Source organism: Pseudoalteromonas sp. US3C1004, assembly GCF_048401065.1.
Lineage (GTDB): Bacteria > Pseudomonadota > Gammaproteobacteria > Enterobacterales > Alteromonadaceae > Pseudoalteromonas > Pseudoalteromonas undina.
Map to the genome: position 1 here is coordinate 136,407 of NZ_CP183073.1, position 18,612 is coordinate 155,018.

The window sequence follows — 18,612 nt, forward strand, 5'->3', positions numbered from 1 at the left end:
TAATAATTAGTGAATTAACTGATTAACTTGCTACAGTTAGACTAAAGTGAAAATAAAAAGCAGCTTGGTTTATGTTTAATATTGTAAAGAGTATTCGCAAACGTTATCGGTGGGCATTAATTGCTATTGCCTTGCTGATCAGCGTATCCGCATTACTCATGCAATACGTCTTTTCTGTGCAAAAATACGATGCGAAAATTATCAATATAGCAGGTAAGCAACGCATGCTGTCACAAAAAATAGCGTGGCATAGTAATGCGCTAATTAATCAAACAGCTAACAACGAACAGCATCTGAAATCGTTAGCTTACTCACTTGGGCTATTCGAACAAGGACATACTTTTTTACTCACTAAAAATGAGCAAGGTGAGGCGATTTATTTAAATGCTGCTTTAGTTGATTTATATTATGCCGCCCCAGGCAGCTTAGATACCGAGGTATCTAGTTTTATAAAACAAGCAAAAAAATTACTGACCCAACAAGAACAAGCGAATCCCGCGGTGTTTTCTGTGGGCGAGATTGAAGCATTATTAAAAAAATTAGACACCGCGGTGAGCTTATTTGAGCAGCAAGCGGTGACAAAGGTTAATTGGGTTGCCAATATTGAGCTGTTGTGTTGGTTTTTGACTCTAGCGTTATTGCTTATAGAGTTAAGGTTTGTGTTTATGCCAATGGAGAGGCAAGTTTTGCAGACCCTGCTTGAGTATCAACAACAAAAAGAATTTGCCGAGCAAGTCAGTCAGAATAAAGAACATTTTATTGCACGCGCCAGCCATGAGTTTAGAACTCCGTTACAGGGATTAATTAGTTCTATAAATGAATTAAGCATTCCCAGCTCGCAACAACAAATTCAGCGTCAAGCTCAGTATTGTTCTGTTAGGCTGCTAGCGATGTTAGATGAACTTCAAGATTTACAGGCGCTTAGTTTAAACCGTTGGTCATTAAAGCCAACCCCAGACAACCTACTAACAACTTTAAACAAAATACTGGCTGTGTATGAATATGGCTGTACTGAGAAAGGGTTAAAGTTAATTACCGAGTTAGCACCGAACTTAGACTGCGCGGTGATTGTAGATCACGCACGGCTACAACAAATTGTTTCTGAACTACTTAATAACGCATTAAAGTTTACTGAGCAAGGAGAGGTCACCGTCATTGCTACGCTCAATAACCATCAGTTAGAGTTAAGCATAAAAGACAGTGGTTGTGGCTTTAGCCACCCGGTTGGTCAGCTCGAATTAGATAACAATCAACAAAGTAACCATTTTCAAGGCCTCAGAACAGGGCTTACCCGCGTGCAATATATTGTTAATGCGCTTAATGGCGACATTCGTTTTGAGAATAATCATCCACAAGGCGCCATTGTATTTTTAAGCCTACCATTAGAGATGGACACAAGCGAAACTATGCCAACGCGCTTGCCTGATGATCTTAAGTGTTTAGTGGTTGAAGATAACCCGCTCAACATGTTGGTACTAACAAAGTTATTAAGTTCTTTGAACATACAGGTTGAATCGGCTGAAAATGGCAAAGTCGCTTGTGAAATGGCGGCTGAAAATAGCTATGATGTTATATTTATGGATTTAAATATGCCGGTTATGGATGGCTTTGAAGCCACAAAGCTGCTGCATGAAAAAGACAAAACACGACCCATTATTGTGGTTACCGCAAACACTTCTGATAGTGATATAGCTCGCGCTAAAGCTTGTGGAGCAATAAGTCATATTCATAAACCTATAGATCAGCAAAGTATAATAGCGGCACTAAACGATGCTCTTCTAACTGAGGTTGATTAAATCTCACTTGCCTAATTGTTCTTTTGTACGTTAATTTGAATTTTTAAGACTTATTTTGGTAGCTAGTGTGAGCTCAATTTTACTTCATCAATTTAGTGGTTATTTATCCACCGGTGGCAGTAATCGCTATTATATTAAGGATTTAACTTGGCAAGTAAAACAGGGGGAGCACTGGGTATTGCTTGGCGGCAATGGCGCCGGTAAATCTGCGCTTGGGGCTACGCTTATTGGTGAAGCCAAGCAACAAAGTGGGCAACGCCATAGTACTTTTAATAATCTACAGTTAGTTTCAAGTGATTTACAAAAGCAGTTATTAAGCGCTAATCACAAAAGTGATAAACCACAAAAAGTAACCGACATACTCTTTTCTGCGCCTGAAATAAATAACGATTTATGCCAACAGCTAATTACTGCTCTTAATTTTGATGCCTTACTTAATCGTAATTTTACTGATTTATCGACCGGTGAAACACGTAAATTATTATTGATTAAAGCACTGTCTGCTAATAGTGATTTAGTTGTGCTTGATGAACCATTTGATGGCTTAGACACTGAATCGACTAGGCAGTTAAACCGCCTATTAAAGCAACTGAGTACGCACACTTGCTTTGTGTTTGTACTAAACCGTGTTGATGAAATTCCTGCGTTTGTTGATCACTTTGCTTATGTGAGCAAGGGTCTTTTACAACATAGCTTAGCAAAACCGTGCGCAGCAAAACGAGCCGATTTGTTTAAGTTACTGCATTTAGAACATACACCTATAACTATTCCAGATTCACCCGAACCCGCTTTTATTTCAAATGTAAACGCGCCACTAGTTAAGCTTACTGATGCGCATGTACGTTATGGTGAACAGACTATCTTTGAGAACTTAAACTGGACAATTAAGCAACACCAACACTGGCAACTTACCGGTAAGAATGGCTCAGGAAAAACCTGTTTATTAAATTTAATCACCGGTGATAACCCTCAGTGCTATAACAATGAGATTGAGGTGTTTGGTTTCAAGCGTGGCACAGGAGAGAGTATTTGGGATATAAAACAGCATATTGGTTATATCTCTAATACCTTGCATTTACAGTATAGAGTGAGTATTTCGGCGCTCAATACTGTTATCTCTGGGTTTTTCGATAGTATTGGTTTATATCAACAAGCCAATGAGTTACAAATGCGGTTAGCGAAACAGTGGCTGGCATTAATTGGCCTAAGCGATAAAGCAAATTGCGCTTTTACCCAACTATCGTATGGCGATCAGCGCCTATTACTGATTGTACGCGCAATGGTTAAACACCCCGCCTTAGTTATTTTAGATGAGCCATGTTTAGGGCTTGATGAGGCAAATCGTCAACGCGTTTTACTGCTAATAGAAAAGGTGTGTGCGGCAAAAACGAGTACCGTTATTTATGTAAACCATCATGCAGCAGATACCATTAAAGGGATTGAACACACCCTAAAAATGGAAGATTTTAAACCAACTTACTATGAACAGCATACGGCTCATAGTGAGTCGATTATATAAGCTTGTTTATAACTGAGTCACCGTGAATCCTTGGTCACGCAGTTGTTTAATTAAGCCATGTTGCTCAACTAAATGCAGAGCACCTACAGCTATAAAAATATTGCCTTGTTCAAGTTTTGGGGTGAGCTGAGTGACCCAATTATTATTACGCTCAATTAGCATCACTTGTTCGCTTTGTTGGCCGTATTGGCTGTTATCAAAACTGGTGTGGTAGTAGCTGGTTAGGGTTTTCATATCGCCCTGTTTCCATGCATTTACTAGAGAAATAAAGTAGGTATTAATATCACTGAGTTGTTCAAAGGTTTCTGCCATCATAGCGTTGCTTAATGACTCTAACCCATTAAACATTTGTAGTTGCTGCTCTATGGTTTCAAGCTCTGCAATTTTAATATTATGCTGTTGGGCATAATCTAATATTTGCTTATCAATGCCATTTTTATCTGAATATCCTGCGTTTTGAAACTCAATTTGCATCATGGTTAACATCACAGCCCAAGGTTTAAAGCTGTTGAACATGGCAATATCAATCGACTTTTTAGCAAAGTAGTCTTTCAGGAGTTGATAATTTTTTGTCGACAGCTCACTCTGTAGTGTGCGCCCGTTATTAAGCAGCATATACGGCATAGAGCGTTGCTGCATTTGTAAAGGTGATAGCTTACTAATATCCACTTCAACAACCACTTGCTTGCTGTTATCCAGTGCGTGAGTCACTTTTTGTGGTAGCCCTTTCATGCTGGCATCACCTACATGTACGGTGCCAAATAAATACGAACTAGCGCCTTGTTTTTCTATTTTGAATAGAGCAGGAGCTGCATAGCCATTGACACTAAATGCTAAAAAAACGAACGTTATCAATAAATGACTGATACGCAATGACACTTTCATAAAAATCCTAGCCATGTTTAAGTTGTTTTATAAATACTAACTTAGTTTACTATATAGGTAACGTAAAAATGCCAGATTAAAAGCGCTATTGATACCAATTATTGCTGTAGGCCATGTTGCCAAAATTAGTCAAAGCGCGTTCACTTTGTTATGAACTCAAGGCGATTCGTGAAAAGCTTCATAGACTGAGAAAAAACACCACCATGACCTACAGCAGCACTAATGCTTTTTTTACTTTGGCAAATTAAGCCCATAAAACAGACCACCAAAGCAGAACGGTGATGAGCATGGCGATAAAGACACTGGCAGAAGCGATGTCTTTAGCTAGGCCTGATAGTTCATGATATTCGCTACCGATGCGATCAACCACCACTTCGACTGCGGTATTGACCAACTCAGCAAATAACACAAACAATAAGCTGGCAATTAATATTAACTTGCTACTTAAAGTAATTTCTTGCAAGCAGGCAAATACGCCTAGCAAACTAAATAAAACCAACTCTTGCTGAAAAGCAGCCTCAAATCGGCTCATCCATTTTAGGCCGTTAAATGTATGGCTTAAGGTAAAAATTAGCCGCATTAGGCCTTGGCGTTTTATAACGGTTTTATTATTCATATTTTAGCTTCGCTATGGTTAATCGTTTGACATGACGCGAGTAAATCTTCAGAGGTTTGGTAGGTTTTACTCACAACACCGGTTAAGTTTAAAAGGGTATGAAAAATAGCATCGTGTGATTGCGCTAAAGTGCTATTTAAATTGTTGAGACACTTGGCTGTAATGCGCTGATTATGCTCATCAGCCCAGATGTAAAGAGGCACATGGGTTTGAGTTGTTGGTGCAAATGCATAGGGAAAGCCATGTAAGTACGCACCATTTTCACCGAGCGACTCGCCATGGTCCGACACATACAGTAATTGCTTATCAATATTGGCTGGTAGTGCCTTTAACTGTTCAATAGCTTGAGCGTTGATAAAATCACTATAAGCAATTGTATTATCGTAGGTGTTAACCAGTTCTTCAGCGTTACAGTTCTGAATATCGCTGCGGTCGCAGGTTGGACTAAACTGTTTAAATTTTTCAGGGGTAGCGCTTAAAGTAAGTAGGGCCATGTGAACCCATCATATGCAGCACTATAAGCGTATTAGCCTGACTCAAGTTAGCAAGCTTGTGCTTTAGTGGGGCTAGCAACGCTTCATCAAAACAGTATTTACCATCACATAGTCCGGATGCTTTGCTATCAATATTAATGGTAGGTACGCGCGAGCAGACGTTTTTACAGCCACTGTTATTATCAACCCACAAGACATCTGCGCCTGCTTGTTGTATCAAATCAATCACGTTTTGCTGATTATCACTGTCTAAACGAGAAAAATTGGCATGAGTTTGCAGTGAAAACATACACGGTACTGACACTGCTGTGGCCGTGCCACACGACGATACATTATCGAAATAAGTGACATTATGTTTTTGTGTGTATTGGTTGGTATTGCGCTCATAGCCTTGGTAGGAAAAATTTTCAGCTCGTGCGGTTTCACCTACTACTATGACAGTAACTCGTGTTGTACTTGGCGATGCTAAAGTTGGTGTGGTATCAATATTTTTAAATTTAATATCGCTGTAAAGCAACTGGTCACGTGCATACTTATAGCCACTAGAAAGGTATTGAAATGGAATGATTTCTTTTTTCAATATACGGTTATTTCGACCTGTTGCCGCGTAATCGGCGTAAAAGTTTACTACCACTAAAGCAATCAAAGCACCGCATGCTAGTAACAGTTTAATACGACTGAGTATTTCTTTGTGTGGGCGGGCACAGTTTACGTTTATACGACTCAAAACAAAGGCAGGTAATGCGCCAAAAAGCAGTAAAAAGCCAACAAGTTGCAAGTTTAAATAGCTTAACGCTTCACTAGAGTCCGTCTCTGCTGCGTTTTGTATCATTGAGTAATCAAATACCACTCCATAGTTTAATGAGCCGTAAAGTGCGGCACTTGAAAGCACGAGTAGCAAGTAGTTGATGGGTTTTAATAGCCCTCGAACAGACACCAAAGAAAAGAATATAACTAATAAACATACAAGTAGTAGCGGTACAGAAAATAGAAATAACCACGAAAATGTGTGCAGCGAAGTAATAGCGCTAAACGCACCATGCATAAATGGAATATTAATGATTAAGCCGTTATAGCATGCCATTAAAATAACAAATGCATTAGCGCTGCAGTTAAAGTAAAAGCGCTTTTTGGTGTTTGCTTGCGATTGCTTACTGAGTTTGAAAATTGAATTCATAACACATCTCTTTTTAGTGAACGTTGTTATGCTAGGTCGTCACACTTAAGAAACACTTAAGAAGTCAATTTATTTTATTTTGTGAGCTATAAAATACAGCGGTTTGCTAAAAATTAATCAAACCATAATTCACCGTTATAAGAATAGTGAATTTCCTGAGTTGAAATGAAGGGATAAAAAATTCACTTTGTTTAGGTTGTTTGAATTTTAAAACCTAGGCCGGCGTGTTTTTATAATTATTTTGGATTGAATTTGATGTTGACTTAGCGCCCTGAGCGCGGTACTAATATAAAAAGACAGCGAAACAAGAGTTTCGTAATTACAGAAATTAAATGGTATTAAATTTTATGCTTAACAATGCACTTAACCTAGTCCTGATTATTATCGTGGTGATTATTCCCGCGAGGGCTTCGTAGTGCTTTAAAAAACTAAGCATTGAAAAGCCCTCCGCACTTAACCGTCCGGGGGGCTTTTTAGTTTTAAGATTAAATTTTAACGGGTTGTCACACAGGAATGAGGATTTACTAATGACAGGCGCAGAACTAACAATTGATTTACTCGCCAAGCACGGCGTAGATGAAGTATTTGGCTACCCAGGTGGTGCTATTATGCCCATCTACGATGCCTTGTATGGTGCGCCTGTAAAACATTACCTCACTCGCCATGAACAAGGCGCAGGGTTTGCAGCTGTAGGTTATGCACGCAGTACTGGCCGCTTAGGTGTATGTTTAGCAACATCAGGCCCGGGTGCTACTAACTTAATTACCGCATTGGCTGATGCCATGATGGACTCAGTGCCTTTACTTGCCATCACCGGGCAAGTACCAACCGCAGCTATTGGTTCTGACGCCTTTCAAGAAATAGACGTGTTGGGTATGTCGCTTTCATGTACAAAACACAGTTATATGGTTGAGCGAGCAGAAGATTTAGCCGAAATATTACAAGAGGCGATGCATTTAGCACAAAGCGGTCGACCAGGCCCTGTTTTGGTTGATATCCCCAAAGACATTCAAATGGCGCAAGTGCCTTTTAAACCTTGGTTAGCGGTAGATGAATATTTGCCTCAACTAGATCTAAATCAAGTCGCTATTGCTAATCAATTACTCAGTGAAGCCAAACAGCCTGTTGCCTATGTTGGTGGCGGGGTCCATGCCGCTGATGCGCAAGCGCAGTTAATGCAATTTTTAAATAAAACGCAAATGCCAGCGGTTTCAACCCTTAAAGCATTGGGCAGTGTATTACCTGATTACGAATATGATTTAGGCATGCTAGGTATGCATGGCGGTCAAGCGGCTAATTTAGCGGTGCAAGAATGTGATGTCTTAGTGTGTATTGGCGCACGCTTTGATGACCGTGTAACGGGCAATTTAGCTAAGTTTGCTGCAAAAGCAAACGTAATTCATTTAGACATAGATGCAGCCGAGATCGGAAAACGTAAACCCGCAAAAGCGTCATTAATTGCTGATTTAAAAACTTCTCTCCCTGCACTTGAGTGCGTGGTTACACCAAAAGCGTGGTGCGATCATAGTAAACAAATGAAGGTCAAACACGCGTGGCGCTACGACTACCCTGGTGAAAAAGTATTTGCTCCTTACTTACTTAATCAACTTAGCCAGCGTATGCCAAGCACTAGTGTGGTGTGTTGTGATGTAGGCCAGCACCAAATGTGGGTAGCTCAGCACATGAAGTTTAGCCACCCTTGCAACCATTTGAGCAGTGGTGGTGCAGGCACTATGGGATTTGGTTTACCCGCGGCTATAGGTGCACAGATAGCGCGTAAAGATGACTTTGTGATCACCGTTTCAGGCGATGGTTCAATCATGATGAACATTCAAGAGCTTGCCACTATTCGCCGTAATAATTTACCAGTAAAAATACTGATACTTGATAACCAGCGCTTAGGAATGGTGCGCCAATGGCAAGAACTATTTTTTGAAGGGCGTTACAGCGAAACTAACCTATCAGACAACCCTGACTTTGTACAACTTGCTGCTGTGTTTGGCATTCCTGGGCAAACAATTACCCATGCCAACCAAGTGGATGATGCAATCACTGCCTTATTAAATAGCGATGGACCTTATATTGTTCATGCTTGTATCGATGATAAAGAAAACGTATGGCCACTTGTTCCACCTGGGGCTGCTAACGATGAAATGATGACGGAGAAAGCACAATGAAACACAGTTTAACTATTGCCTTAAAAAGCCAAAGTGTCGCAATCGAGCGCTTTTTACGTGTGGTGCGTCATCGTGGTTTTGATTTAACTCACTTACAGCTCAATATGGACGATGGTCAATATAATATGGCAATGACGGTTGATAGTGATAAACCAATTTACTTGCTTACCAGCCAGTTAAATAAATTGGTTGATGTGAAACATGTGACGCTACAAAGCTTACAGCAACAGGCTGTATAAAATAAATTTAACGAATTTTACGAGTAACTGATTATTTGGTTATTCATCAATTTTTAGAATGAGGAATGCCCGCATTAATTGCGGCAAACACTGAGGTAACTATGGCTAAATTAAGAAGTGCAACTACCACTGAAGGGCGTAAACGCGCAGGCGCAAGAGCATTATGGCGTGCAACAGGCATGACTGATACCGACTTTGGTAAGCCAATTATTGCTGTTGTGAACTCATTTACGCAATTTGTACCGGGGCACGTGCATCTTAATCAGCTTAGTGAACTGATGGCTGAAACCATTACTCAGGCCGGTGGTGTACCAAAAGAATTTAATACCATTGCTATCGATGACGGTATTGCGATGGGTCACGGCGGTATGCTTTATTCACTGCCATCGCGCGATTTAATTGCCGACTCAGTAGAGTATATGGTGAACGGCCATTGTGCCGATGCGATGATTTGTATTTCTAACTGCGACAAAATCACCCCTGGAATGATGTTAGCGGCGCTGCGTTTAAATATACCCGTTATTTTTGTATCGGGCGGCCCAATGGAAGCAGGTAAAACCAAATTAGCGAATATCGATATTAAACTCGATTTGGTTGATGCTATGGTCAAAGGTGCTGATGAATCGGTAAGTGATGCCGACTCTGAGCAAGTTGAGCGATCTGCATGCCCTACTTGTGGGTCGTGTTCAGGGATGTTTACCGCCAATTCTATGAACTGTTTATTAGAAGCAATTGGCCTTGCGCTGCCTGGTAATGGGACCACGCTTGCGACCCATAAAGATCGCAAACAACTGTATGTTGAAGCGGGGGCACGTATCGTTGATTTATGCCGTGAGTACTACCAAAAAGATAACCAAGAAGTACTGCCTCGTGCCATCGCTAATAAAACCGCATTTATGAACTCTATGGTGGTTGATATTGCTATGGGCGGTTCATCAAATACGGTATTGCATTTACTCGCAGCGGCACAAGAAGCCGGCGTTGATTTTGATATGTCACACATTGATGAACTTTCACGTAAAACCCCGTTTTTATGTAAAGTTGCTCCAGCTACAGCGCAATACCACATTGAAGACGTACACCGTGCTGGTGGCATGATGGCAATAGTTCGCGAGCTTGGAAAGGCAGGGTTAGTTGATTTATCGGTTAACCATGTTGCTGGTATGACAATGGGTGAACTGGTTAAAAAGTGGGATGCAACCGATCCAAATAACGAAGCTGCGCAAAAGTTTTATCGTGCTGGCCCTGCAGGTATTCGTACCACCAAAGCAATGAGCCAAGATTGTCGTTGGGATGAGGGTGATAACGACCGTGAAAACGGTTGTATTCGCAGTGTAGAACATGCATTTCGTCAAGATGGTGGCCTTGCCGTGCTTTCAGGTAATTTAGCAATAGATGGCTGTATCGTTAAAAGTGCGGGTGTTGTTGATGAAATGCTGCATTTTGAAGGTACTGCTGTGGTATACGAATCACAAGATGACTCTGTAGAAGGGATTTTAAATGGCGAAGTAAAAGCCGGCGACGTGGTGGTTATTCGCTATGAAGGGCCTAAAGGCGGCCCTGGTATGCAAGAAATGCTATACCCAACTAGCTATTTAAAATCAAAAGGTTTGGCAGAGCAATGTGCATTAATTACTGATGGGCGTTTTTCAGGTGGCACGTCGGGTCTATCGATTGGCCACGTATCGCCGGAAGCTGCCAGCGGTGGCGCAATTGCTTATGTTGAAAACGGCGATAAAATTATCATCGATATTGCCACTCGAGAAATAACGCTGGCGTTAAGCGGTGAAGAGCTTGAAGCTCGCAAGCAAAAACAACTGGCTCGTGGTAAACAAGCGTATAAACCGCTTAATCGTGATCGTTATGTATCATCTGCGCTTAAAGCGTATGCGCTACTTGCAACCAGCGCAGATAAAGGTGCAGTTCGCGATTTAGCCAAACTGGAGGAGCTTAGCTAGGTATGGTTTCTCAAGAACTCGATTATTTTCGCGCGATTATCCAAGCCAATATGGAGCCTTTAGCCAAGGTGACTGAGGTAAGTGAAATGGCCGAATTGAGTGCACGATTAGGTAATCATGTTTGGTTAAAACGTGAAGACCAGCAACCCGTGTACTCGTTTAAATTACGCGGTGCTTTTAATAAATTAAATAAGCTACCTAAAGGCTCGGTTGTGATCACCGCATCCGCAGGTAACCATGCCCAGGGTGTGGCACTAAGTGCCTCACACTTAGGGCACAAAGCCACCATTGTGATGCCCGTGACCACACCTGAAATAAAGGTTAATGCGGTAAGGGCATTGGGTGGTGAAGTCGTATTGCATGGCCATCAATTTGATGCCGCAAAAGCGTATGCGCTGGAATTAACTGAGCAGCGAAACGGCGTATTTGTACCGCCATTTGATGACCCTGATGTGATTGTTGGTCAAGGTACGGTTGCCCGTGAATTAATGCAACAGCTCAACGATTTAGATGTGGTATTTATTCCTGTTGGCGGCGGCGGCTTGCTGGCAGGTATGGCGGTATATATTAAGTCGCTGCGCCCCGATATCAAAGTGATAGGGGTTGAGGCGAATGAAAGCGCCTGCTTAAAAGCTGCTTTAGCAGCAGGCGAGCCGGTAGAGCTCGATCGCGTTGGCAGTTTTGCCGATGGTGTTGCCGTTAAAATAATTGGTAGCGAAACATTCAGACTGGCACAAAAGTTTTGTGATGAAGTAGTTACCGTATCAGACGATGAAATATGTGCAGCCATGCAAGATATTTTTGTATCAACCCGTGCTATAGCTGAGCCTTCAGGAGCGCTTGCAACTGCAGGACTTAAAAAATGGTCTCAGCAGTCGGGTTTAAAGGGGTTAAATTTAGCTGCTATTTTGTCTGGTGCTAATTTAAACTTTGATCGCTTACGTTATGTGGCTGAGCGCACTGCGCTGGGTGAGAAAAACGAAGCTTTATTAGCCGTGACCATTGATGAAAAGCGCGGTAGTTTTAAGCAGTTTTGTACATCTTTAGGTGGGCGTGCCATTACTGAGTTTAACTATCGTTATGCGGGGCCTGGCGAGGCGCAAATTTTTGTTGGTATTGCGCTACGTCAAGGGTTAGCAGAACTTGAAGAGCTTAAACAAAGTCTAACAGATAACAAATATACCTTTTGCGATTTGTCAGATAACGAATTAGCAAAGCTACATGTACGCTATATGGTTGGCGGTAAAGCGCCAGAGCAGTTACATGAACGCTTACTAAGGTTTGAGTTTCCAGAGTACCCAGGCGCATTGGCGCGCTTTTTAGATACGCTGGGTAGTAACTGGAATATCACTTTATTTCACTACCGCAATCATGGCGGGTCAATGGGGAATGTATTAGCAGGCTTTGCTATTGAACCAAGCCAATATGAGATGTTTAATGAGCACTTAAATCGGCTAGGTTACAGTGTCCAAGACGAAACCGATAATCCCTGTTTTACTCAGTTTTTAACTACCCAACCTCAAGCAGAAAAGCTTGAAAAAATCGCTCTAGCCTAACTCTATCCTAAGCAAGCATCTTATCCCGATGCTTGCTTTATTAGCTGTTTTACATATAGTTATAATTAATTATCATGTTTATGGAAGCCTGCTTTGCTACTTAAAGGAATAATAATTAGCATCTGCTTTTTTTGTAGCCAGTTAATGGCGCAGGAATCAGTCACGTTACAATTAAAGTGGACGCACCAATTTCAATTTGCTGGCTATTATATGGCCAAACAAAAAGGCTTTTATAATGAGGCCGGTTTAGACGTCAATATAGTTCCTGCCGATCCAAAACGGCCAAATAGTTTTGGTGCGGTAGAGCGAGGAGAGGCGCAATTTGGTGTAGCACATTCAGGTATATTAGAACGCCGTATTGCCGGTGAACCCTTTGTAGCCATGGCTGCCATATTACAGTTTTCTCCTTACTGTTGGATGGTAAAAGAAACTTCAGATATTTTTCATGCTCGTGATTTTATTAACAAGCGTGTAAGTGAAGTCAGCAAAGAGAGTAATTCTGAGTTACTAACTATGCTTAAGCGCAGTGGTATTGATACCGAAAAACTGGCTGTTTACAAAGGCGATGAATTGCAACAAGCATGGATGGAAAATAAATTAGATGCCATAGAAGTGTATGTTACCGACCTACCTTATCATATGGATCAGCAAGGGGTTGCTCATAGACTTATATGTCCACAACGTTATGGGATGGATGTATACGCGGATATTTTATTTACCAGCGATAGTATGGTTAAGTATCACCCCGATACGGTAGAAAAGTTTTATCAAGCAAGTTTAAAAGGGTGGCGCTACGCGGTAATGAATATGGATGAAGCCATTGCCATAACCCAACAGTTTTATGCGCCTGAACGCAGTTTTCATCAACTGGCATATGAGGCTGAGGTACTTAAAGACTATATTGCTCCACCGAGTACTACTGTGGGTAATATGTCGATGGCTAAATGGCGTTTAATTGCTGACTTATATGAGATTGATCAAACAAAGTTTGATGAAGTAAAAGCTGATTTTATTTATAAATATAAAAAGCAAGAAACACTGCAGCTTTCTTGGATGCTGATTGCGGCTATTATAATAAGCATTATTTCTATCCCCCTCTATTTACGTTTAATGTTTAAATCGCGCTAGTGGATTACTTACTCCATTCCCTTGCTCTGCGAGGTTAAAAAAATAACTGCTTAATCAGGTGCTATTGTGCTGGTATAATTAAGCGTCTTTTTTATATCCTAAGCTGTTATGACCTTAACTGAGCAATTTTCTGCCCTAGACTCTTTGCTAATGAATACTCGCTTGTATTGGCAGTGTACTGCATTTGATTTTGACGCTTTACCTTGGCCTGAATTACATGCTCCTTTGAGCGCTTTATCCGATCAGGCGGTTGCTGAATTAGACTCTGATCAAGAACAGCTCTATCAGTTTTTTTCATCCTATATTCCCGCTGTTGAGCAACTTAGCCGATTAGTGTCATTGCCTGCCATTACTAACACTCGGAAGGAATACCCGTTTTGGATCAGTAATGGTATTAAAGGTCGAAAGTTTACTCAGCTACAAGATTTTGTTGGCGCATTGCCCACTAGTAATCAGCCTGTATTAGAGTGGTGTGCAGGTAAAGGCCATTTAGGGCGAATGTTAGCTTTTAATGGTGCGCAGAGTGTACACAGCGTTGAGCTACAATCTCATTTGTGTGAACAAGGGAAAAAAAGTGCACAGCAGCAGGGACTTGCAATACAATTTAGCCAAGCCGATGTACTTAAGGATAGCATTCAGGATTTTTTTAGCCCACACACTCATGCCGTCGCTTTGCATGCCTGCGGTGCGTTACACCAAACTTTTATGCATCAAGCCAGTGCAGCAAAAGTACCACAAATTAGCTTTTCACCTTGTTGCTATCATTTATTTACTGATAATAATTACCAAGCGATGAGCGAGCATGCTCAGCAAAGTCGATTAAACTTAACTCACAGAGATTTAAAGCTCGCCCTGCAAGAAACTGTTACAGCTCCTTCGCGAGTAGGCAAAGTGCGAAAAACAGAAGTGGAGTGGCGACTCGGGTTTGATGCCTTAAGAAAGTCACTTACTGGTGAGTTAGGGTATGTCAGCGTCCCTTCAGTGAATAAAGCGATATTTTCAGATTCGTTTGCAGCATTTTGTAACTGGGCGGCAGACAAAAAAGCCTTAAAAATGCCAAAAGATATTGATTACAATAAGTTTTTATTGATTGGGCAGGCGCGAAAAAAAGTAACAGAGCGAGTTGAACTGGTTCGACATGTGTTTAGAAGAGCAATAGAAGTTTGGCTTGTGCTCGATCGTGCTTTATATTTGCAGCAGCAAGGCTATGACGTCAGTGTTAATACATTTTGTGAGAAGCAATTAACACCCCGTAATATTTTAATTTTAGCCAGTTTAAAAACGCCCTCAACCTAAAAGAGATGTAATGAGAAATTTAAATAACTTACTAGAAAATAATAAACGCTGGGCATCTAGAACGAGCGAAGCGAACCCTGAATTTTTCAAAATTTTATCGATGCAACAAAACCCAGAGTACTTATGGATAGGTTGCTCTGATTCACGGGTGCCAGCTAATCAAATTGTTGATTTATTACCGGGTGAGTTATTTGTGCACCGTAATGTTGCCAACGTGGTTGTACATACCGATCATAATTGTTTATCGGTTATGCAGTACGCGGTCGAAGTATTAAAAGTAAAACATATTATGGTTGTTGGCCACTACGGTTGTGGTGGTGTGCAAGCGGTACTGAACGAGGACCGCTTTGGCTTTATTGATAACTGGCTCCGCCACGTTGGTGATGTAAAAGAAAAACACCTAGAGCAACTTAATGCTCTGCCAGAAAAACAACGCCTTGATCGTTTAATAGAGCTTAATGTGATTGAGCAAGTGCGTAACGTATCTCGCACTAGCATTGTTCAAGATGCATGGCTAAGAGGTCAAGAACTCACGGTTCATGGTTGGGTATATGGCTTAGAAAATGGTCATTTGCATGACTTAGAATCGGTAGTTAGTTGTGCTGAAGAAGAGTGTGAAAGCTATAAAAAAGCAGTACACCATGTACTAAATAAATCTGCGGACAGTCACCTTTAATATGGCCAAAACGGCGCTAATAATCGGCAGTACCGGCTTAGTTGGCAGCCAGTTATTACAACAGCTGTTAGCATCTTCTAGCTATTCGCAGGTAGTGAGCTTATCGCGCCGCCAATTAGATTTTTCTCATCCTAAATTAATTAGCCATATTATTGATTTTGAAAATTTGACGCATCATGTTGAATTGTTCAAAGGTGACGTGTTCTTTTCTTGCTTAGGGACTACATTAAAGCAAGCGGGCAGTGTGGCTGCACAACGTAAAGTTGATTTTGAATACCAATTTATTTGTGCGCAAATGGCGGCCAATAACGCTGTTCCGCATTATTGTTTGGTATCGTCAAGTGGCGCAAATGCACATAGTATGAGCCGTTACCTAAAAATAAAAGGGGAGCTTGAGCAGCAGGTAAAGCAGCTTGGCTTTGCACGCTTGAGTATATTGCAACCGTCTTTATTAGTCGGCGAGCGTTCAGAGCTTAGAGTTGCAGAAAAGTTCGGTGAGGTGGTACTTCCACTGCTAACGCGTTTTGGTATCCTCAAACGGTATAGACCCATTACCGGTGAGCAAGTAGCTAATAAATTGCTGAGGGTAAGCATAGAGCAGCAACAAGCAACGGGTTATTATGTGCTGGACGAGCTATTTGAATAACTGAGTGAGTAGCGCCATAAAGCAGGTTCGTCTATGGCGTTATATTTATTATTCAGCGTCTGTTTTTGCCGATAATTGATGTTCAAGTATCGCTACTTTTGCTTCTAATTCAGTTAGCTTTTCACGTGTGCGGATCAGCACTTGGCTTTGAATATCAAACTCTTCACGGCTTACAAAGTCCATTTCGGCAAGCTTGTTTTGTAACACTTGCTTAGTTTTACCTTCAAGTGTATCAGCCAGGTTTTTTACACCTTGTGGCATGTTATTAGTGATCTGTTTCGCAATTTCTTCAAGTTTTGCTGGGTTAATCATAGTCGTCCCTTGCCTGTTGCCTAAAATGATAATAACTAATATTACCTTATTGGCTAGGCGTATTGTAGTGATTACGTTAAAATTGCCCGTCTTTTTGCAATCAGCTGGTCGTTATGAAACTCAATCCTAAACAAGATGAAGCGGTAAAGTACATTAGTGGTCCTTGCTTAGTATTAGCCGGCGCAGGCTCGGGTAAAACGCGAGTTATCACCAACAAAATTGCTTACTTAGTACAGAAATGTGAGTATCAAGCGCGTAATATTGCGGCGGTTACCTTTACCAATAAAGCGGCTAAAGAAATGCGCGAGCGGGTTTTGCAAACCTTGGGAAAACAAGAGTCTAAAGGTTTATGGGTGTCTACCTTTCATACGCTTGGGCTTGAAATCATTAAAAAAGAGTTAAAAACACTGGGTTTTAAACCCGGTTTTTCGTTGTTTGACGACCAAGATACTAATCAATTACTCGGTGATTTAACCGAAGACGAGCTTAAAAAAGACAAAGACTTACTAAATCTACTTAAAATGCAAATTGGTAGTTGGAAGAATGAGCTTATTTTACCAGAACAAGCTATTCGCGAAGCCAGAGAGCCGCAAAAGGCATTGTTTGCTCAGTTGTATGCGCGTTACCAAAATCAATTAAGAGCGTATAACGCGCTGGATTTTGATGATTTAATTATGATCCCCACGCTGCTTTTAAGTAGTAATGCCACATCACGTGAGCGATGGCAGCAGCGTTTTCGTTATTTACTGGTGGATGAATATCAAGATACCAATACCAGCCAATATCAATTAGTGAAATTACTGGTAGGCGAACGAGCACGCTTTACTGTGGTGGGAGATGACGATCAGTCAATTTACTCTTGGCGTGGTGCTCGTCCACAAAACTTGGTGTTATTAAGTAAAGATTACCCTGGGCTTCGATTAATAAAACTAGAACAGAACTATCGTAGTGCTGGGCGCATTCTTAAAGCGGCCAATATCTTAATTGCAAATAACCCCCATGAGTTTGAAAAAAAGCTCTTTAGTGAGTTGGGCTATGGTGAGCAAATTAAAGTCATTGGCTGTCGCGATGAAGAACATGAATCAGAACGTGTGGTCGCAGAGATTATTTCGCATAAATTTATGAAACGCACCAGCTATAAAGATTACGCTATTTTGTACCGGGGTAACCACCAAGCGCGGGGCTTTGAAAAGTCGTTAATGAGTAACCGAATCCCGTATAAAATTAGTGGTGGAATGTCGTTTTTTTCACGTTCTGAAATTAAAGATATCATGGCTTACTTACGTCTTTTAGTGAATCAAGATGATGACAATGCTTTTTTAAGAATTGTGAATACCCCACGTCGTGAAATTGGTACAGTCACGCTTGAAAAGCTTGGCACCTTAGCTAATGAAAAACACCAAAGCTTATTTGCGACCTGCTTTGATAACGACTTAGGATACAGACTAAAAGGACGTGGTTTAAATGCACTAGCTGGGTTTGCCCGTTGGGTGGTTGAGCTTTCAGATAACGCAGTGCGCAGTGATACACTGGAGGCGGTGAAGGATTTAGTGCGTAATATTAATTACGAAGCTTACTTGTATGAATCATCGCCTAGTGCCAAAGCCGCTGAAATGCGGATGAAAAATGTGTCCGAGCTGTATCGCTGGATAACAGACATGTTAACAGGCGATGCCGATAATCCGCCAATGACACTGGCTGAAGTAGTTAGTAAATTGACCCTTCGGGACATGCTAGAGCGAAACGAAGAAGAAGATGAAGCTGATGCCGTGCAATTATTAACTTTGCATGCCTCAAAAGGACTCGAGTACCCCTATGTATTTATGGTCGGTATGGAAGAAGGATTGTTGCCACACCAAGTAAGCATTGATGAAGACAATGTGGATGAAGAGCGCCGCCTTGCCTATGTAGGTATTACCCGCGCGCAACAAGAGCTGACTTTAACCTATGCTAAAATCCGCCGTCAATTTGGTGAAACATCACAAACAGAGCTGAGTCGATTTGTGCAAGAGTTACCGCAAGATGACTTAGCCTTTGAAAACAAAAAAGCGCCTAACACCCAAGCTGAACGCATGGAAAAAGGCCAAGCTCGGGTTGCAAATTTAAGAGCAATGCTGAAAAAGCCACAATAAGGTGT

At 41.3% G+C, this 18,612-nt stretch carries 14 protein-coding genes and 1 pseudogene; 11 read left to right on the forward strand and 4 right to left on the reverse strand.

The features are described 5' to 3' along the window. Nucleotides 1-71 precede the first annotated feature (71 nt). Together ACNSN3_RS00620 and ACNSN3_RS00625 are read left to right on the forward strand one after the other, a co-directional pair. Nucleotides 72-1,796, forward strand: a complete 1,725-nt coding sequence (locus ACNSN3_RS00620) for a response regulator (RefSeq protein WP_418608134.1) — start codon at nt 72-74, stop codon at nt 1,794-1,796. A gap of 67 nt (nt 1,797-1,863) precedes the next feature. Further along, nucleotides 1,864-3,315, forward strand: coding sequence for an ATP-binding cassette domain-containing protein (locus ACNSN3_RS00625; protein ID WP_418608136.1), 1,452 nt, complete (start codon nt 1,864-1,866; stop codon nt 3,313-3,315). A 6-nt stretch (nt 3,316-3,321) separates the two neighbouring features. On the opposite strand, the gene ACNSN3_RS00630 is transcribed toward ACNSN3_RS00625, so the two are convergent. The 3 genes and pseudogenes from ACNSN3_RS00630 to ACNSN3_RS00640 all read right to left on the reverse strand — a co-directional run bounded on the left by ACNSN3_RS00630 (nt 3,322) and on the right by ACNSN3_RS00640 (nt 6,487). Beyond that, a complete protein-coding gene (locus ACNSN3_RS00630; protein ID WP_418608138.1) occupies nt 3,322-4,200 on the reverse strand; it encodes a TraB/GumN family protein in 879 nt (292 codons plus the stop codon). Nucleotides 4,201-4,444: 244 nt separating this feature from the next. Further along, on the reverse strand, nt 4,445-4,816 hold the full coding sequence (locus ACNSN3_RS00635; RefSeq protein ID WP_010390346.1) for a diacylglycerol kinase: 372 nt from the start codon (nt 4,814-4,816) through the stop codon (nt 4,445-4,447). Further along, nucleotides 4,813-6,487: pseudogene (locus tag ACNSN3_RS00640) on the reverse strand (phosphoethanolamine transferase). Before ACNSN3_RS00640 ends, ACNSN3_RS00635 begins: the two are co-directional and overlap by 4 nt. Nucleotides 6,488-7,014: 527 nt before the next feature. Between ACNSN3_RS00640 and ilvG the strand changes: the two are divergent. The 8 genes from ilvG (at nt 7,015) to ACNSN3_RS00680 (ending at nt 16,163) form a co-directional block, all read left to right on the forward strand. Continuing rightward, nucleotides 7,015-8,664, forward strand: coding sequence for an acetolactate synthase 2 catalytic subunit (ilvG, locus tag ACNSN3_RS00645; protein WP_055012284.1), 1,650 nt, complete (start codon nt 7,015-7,017; stop codon nt 8,662-8,664). Continuing rightward, complete coding sequence (gene ilvM, locus ACNSN3_RS00650) at nt 8,661-8,903, forward strand: acetolactate synthase 2 small subunit (protein ID WP_028834467.1); 243 nt, start codon at nt 8,661-8,663, stop codon at nt 8,901-8,903. The genes ilvG and ilvM overlap by 4 nt, the downstream gene beginning before the upstream one ends. A 101-nt stretch (nt 8,904-9,004) precedes the next feature. Then, on the forward strand, nt 9,005-10,861 hold the full coding sequence (gene ilvD / locus ACNSN3_RS00655; protein WP_418609021.1) for a dihydroxy-acid dehydratase: 1,857 nt from the start codon (nt 9,005-9,007) through the stop codon (nt 10,859-10,861). Between the two features lie 2 nt (nt 10,862-10,863). After that, nucleotides 10,864-12,417, forward strand: coding sequence for a threonine ammonia-lyase, biosynthetic (gene ilvA, locus ACNSN3_RS00660; RefSeq protein ID WP_075169505.1), 1,554 nt, complete (start codon nt 10,864-10,866; stop codon nt 12,415-12,417). 144 nt (nt 12,418-12,561) lie between these two features. After that, nucleotides 12,562-13,545 carry an ABC transporter substrate-binding protein gene (locus ACNSN3_RS00665; RefSeq protein WP_010390353.1) on the forward strand — a complete coding sequence of 328 codons (984 nt, stop codon included), beginning with the start codon at nt 12,562-12,564 and terminating at the stop codon, nt 13,543-13,545. A 108-nt stretch (nt 13,546-13,653) separates the two neighbouring features. Beyond that, nucleotides 13,654-14,841, forward strand: coding sequence for a methyltransferase (locus ACNSN3_RS00670; protein WP_418608142.1), 1,188 nt, complete (start codon nt 13,654-13,656; stop codon nt 14,839-14,841). Between the two features lie 10 nt (nt 14,842-14,851). Next, the gene (can, locus tag ACNSN3_RS00675) at nt 14,852-15,517 is read left to right on the forward strand and encodes a carbonate dehydratase (RefSeq protein ID WP_008112739.1); all 666 of its coding nucleotides are present in this window, start codon (nt 14,852-14,854) and stop codon (nt 15,515-15,517) included. A gap of 1 nt (nt 15,518) precedes the next feature. Continuing rightward, nucleotides 15,519-16,163, forward strand: coding sequence for a short chain dehydrogenase (locus tag ACNSN3_RS00680; RefSeq protein ID WP_418608144.1), 645 nt, complete (start codon nt 15,519-15,521; stop codon nt 16,161-16,163). Nucleotides 16,164-16,211: 48 nt separating this feature from the next. On the opposite strand, the gene ubiK is transcribed toward ACNSN3_RS00680, so the two are convergent. Beyond that, a complete protein-coding gene (gene ubiK, locus ACNSN3_RS00685) occupies nt 16,212-16,475 on the reverse strand; it encodes a ubiquinone biosynthesis accessory factor UbiK (protein WP_418608146.1) in 264 nt (87 codons plus the stop codon). Between the two features lie 113 nt (nt 16,476-16,588). Here ubiK and rep point away from each other — a divergent pair, with 113 nt between their 5' ends. After that, nucleotides 16,589-18,607, forward strand: a complete 2,019-nt coding sequence (gene rep / locus ACNSN3_RS00690) for a DNA helicase Rep (RefSeq protein ID WP_010390360.1) — start codon at nt 16,589-16,591, stop codon at nt 18,605-18,607. The last annotated feature ends 5 nt before the right edge of the window (nt 18,608-18,612 follow it).

Coding starts and splice junctions, on each gene's coding strand:
- ACNSN3_RS00620 (WP_418608134.1), top strand. CDS start 72: ATGTTTAATATTGTAAAGAGTATTCGCAAACGTTATCGGTGGGCATTA.
- ACNSN3_RS00630 (WP_418608138.1), bottom strand. CDS start 4,200: ATGAAAGTGTCATTGCGTATCAGTCATTTATTGATAACGTTCGTTTTT.
- ACNSN3_RS00635 (WP_010390346.1), bottom strand. CDS start 4,816: ATGAATAATAAAACCGTTATAAAACGCCAAGGCCTAATGCGGCTAATT.
- ilvG (WP_055012284.1), top strand. CDS start 7,015: ATGACAGGCGCAGAACTAACAATTGATTTACTCGCCAAGCACGGCGTA.
- ilvM (WP_028834467.1), top strand. CDS start 8,661: ATGAAACACAGTTTAACTATTGCCTTAAAAAGCCAAAGTGTCGCAATC.
- ilvD (WP_418609021.1), top strand. CDS start 9,005: ATGGCTAAATTAAGAAGTGCAACTACCACTGAAGGGCGTAAACGCGCA.
- ilvA (WP_075169505.1), top strand. CDS start 10,864: ATGGTTTCTCAAGAACTCGATTATTTTCGCGCGATTATCCAAGCCAAT.
- ACNSN3_RS00665 (WP_010390353.1), top strand. CDS start 12,562: ATGGCGCAGGAATCAGTCACGTTACAATTAAAGTGGACGCACCAATTT.
- ACNSN3_RS00670 (WP_418608142.1), top strand. CDS start 13,654: ATGACCTTAACTGAGCAATTTTCTGCCCTAGACTCTTTGCTAATGAAT.
- can (WP_008112739.1), top strand. CDS start 14,852: ATGAGAAATTTAAATAACTTACTAGAAAATAATAAACGCTGGGCATCT.
- ACNSN3_RS00680 (WP_418608144.1), top strand. CDS start 15,519: ATGGCCAAAACGGCGCTAATAATCGGCAGTACCGGCTTAGTTGGCAGC.
- ubiK (WP_418608146.1), bottom strand. CDS start 16,475: ATGATTAACCCAGCAAAACTTGAAGAAATTGCGAAACAGATCACTAAT.
- rep (WP_010390360.1), top strand. CDS start 16,589: ATGAAACTCAATCCTAAACAAGATGAAGCGGTAAAGTACATTAGTGGT.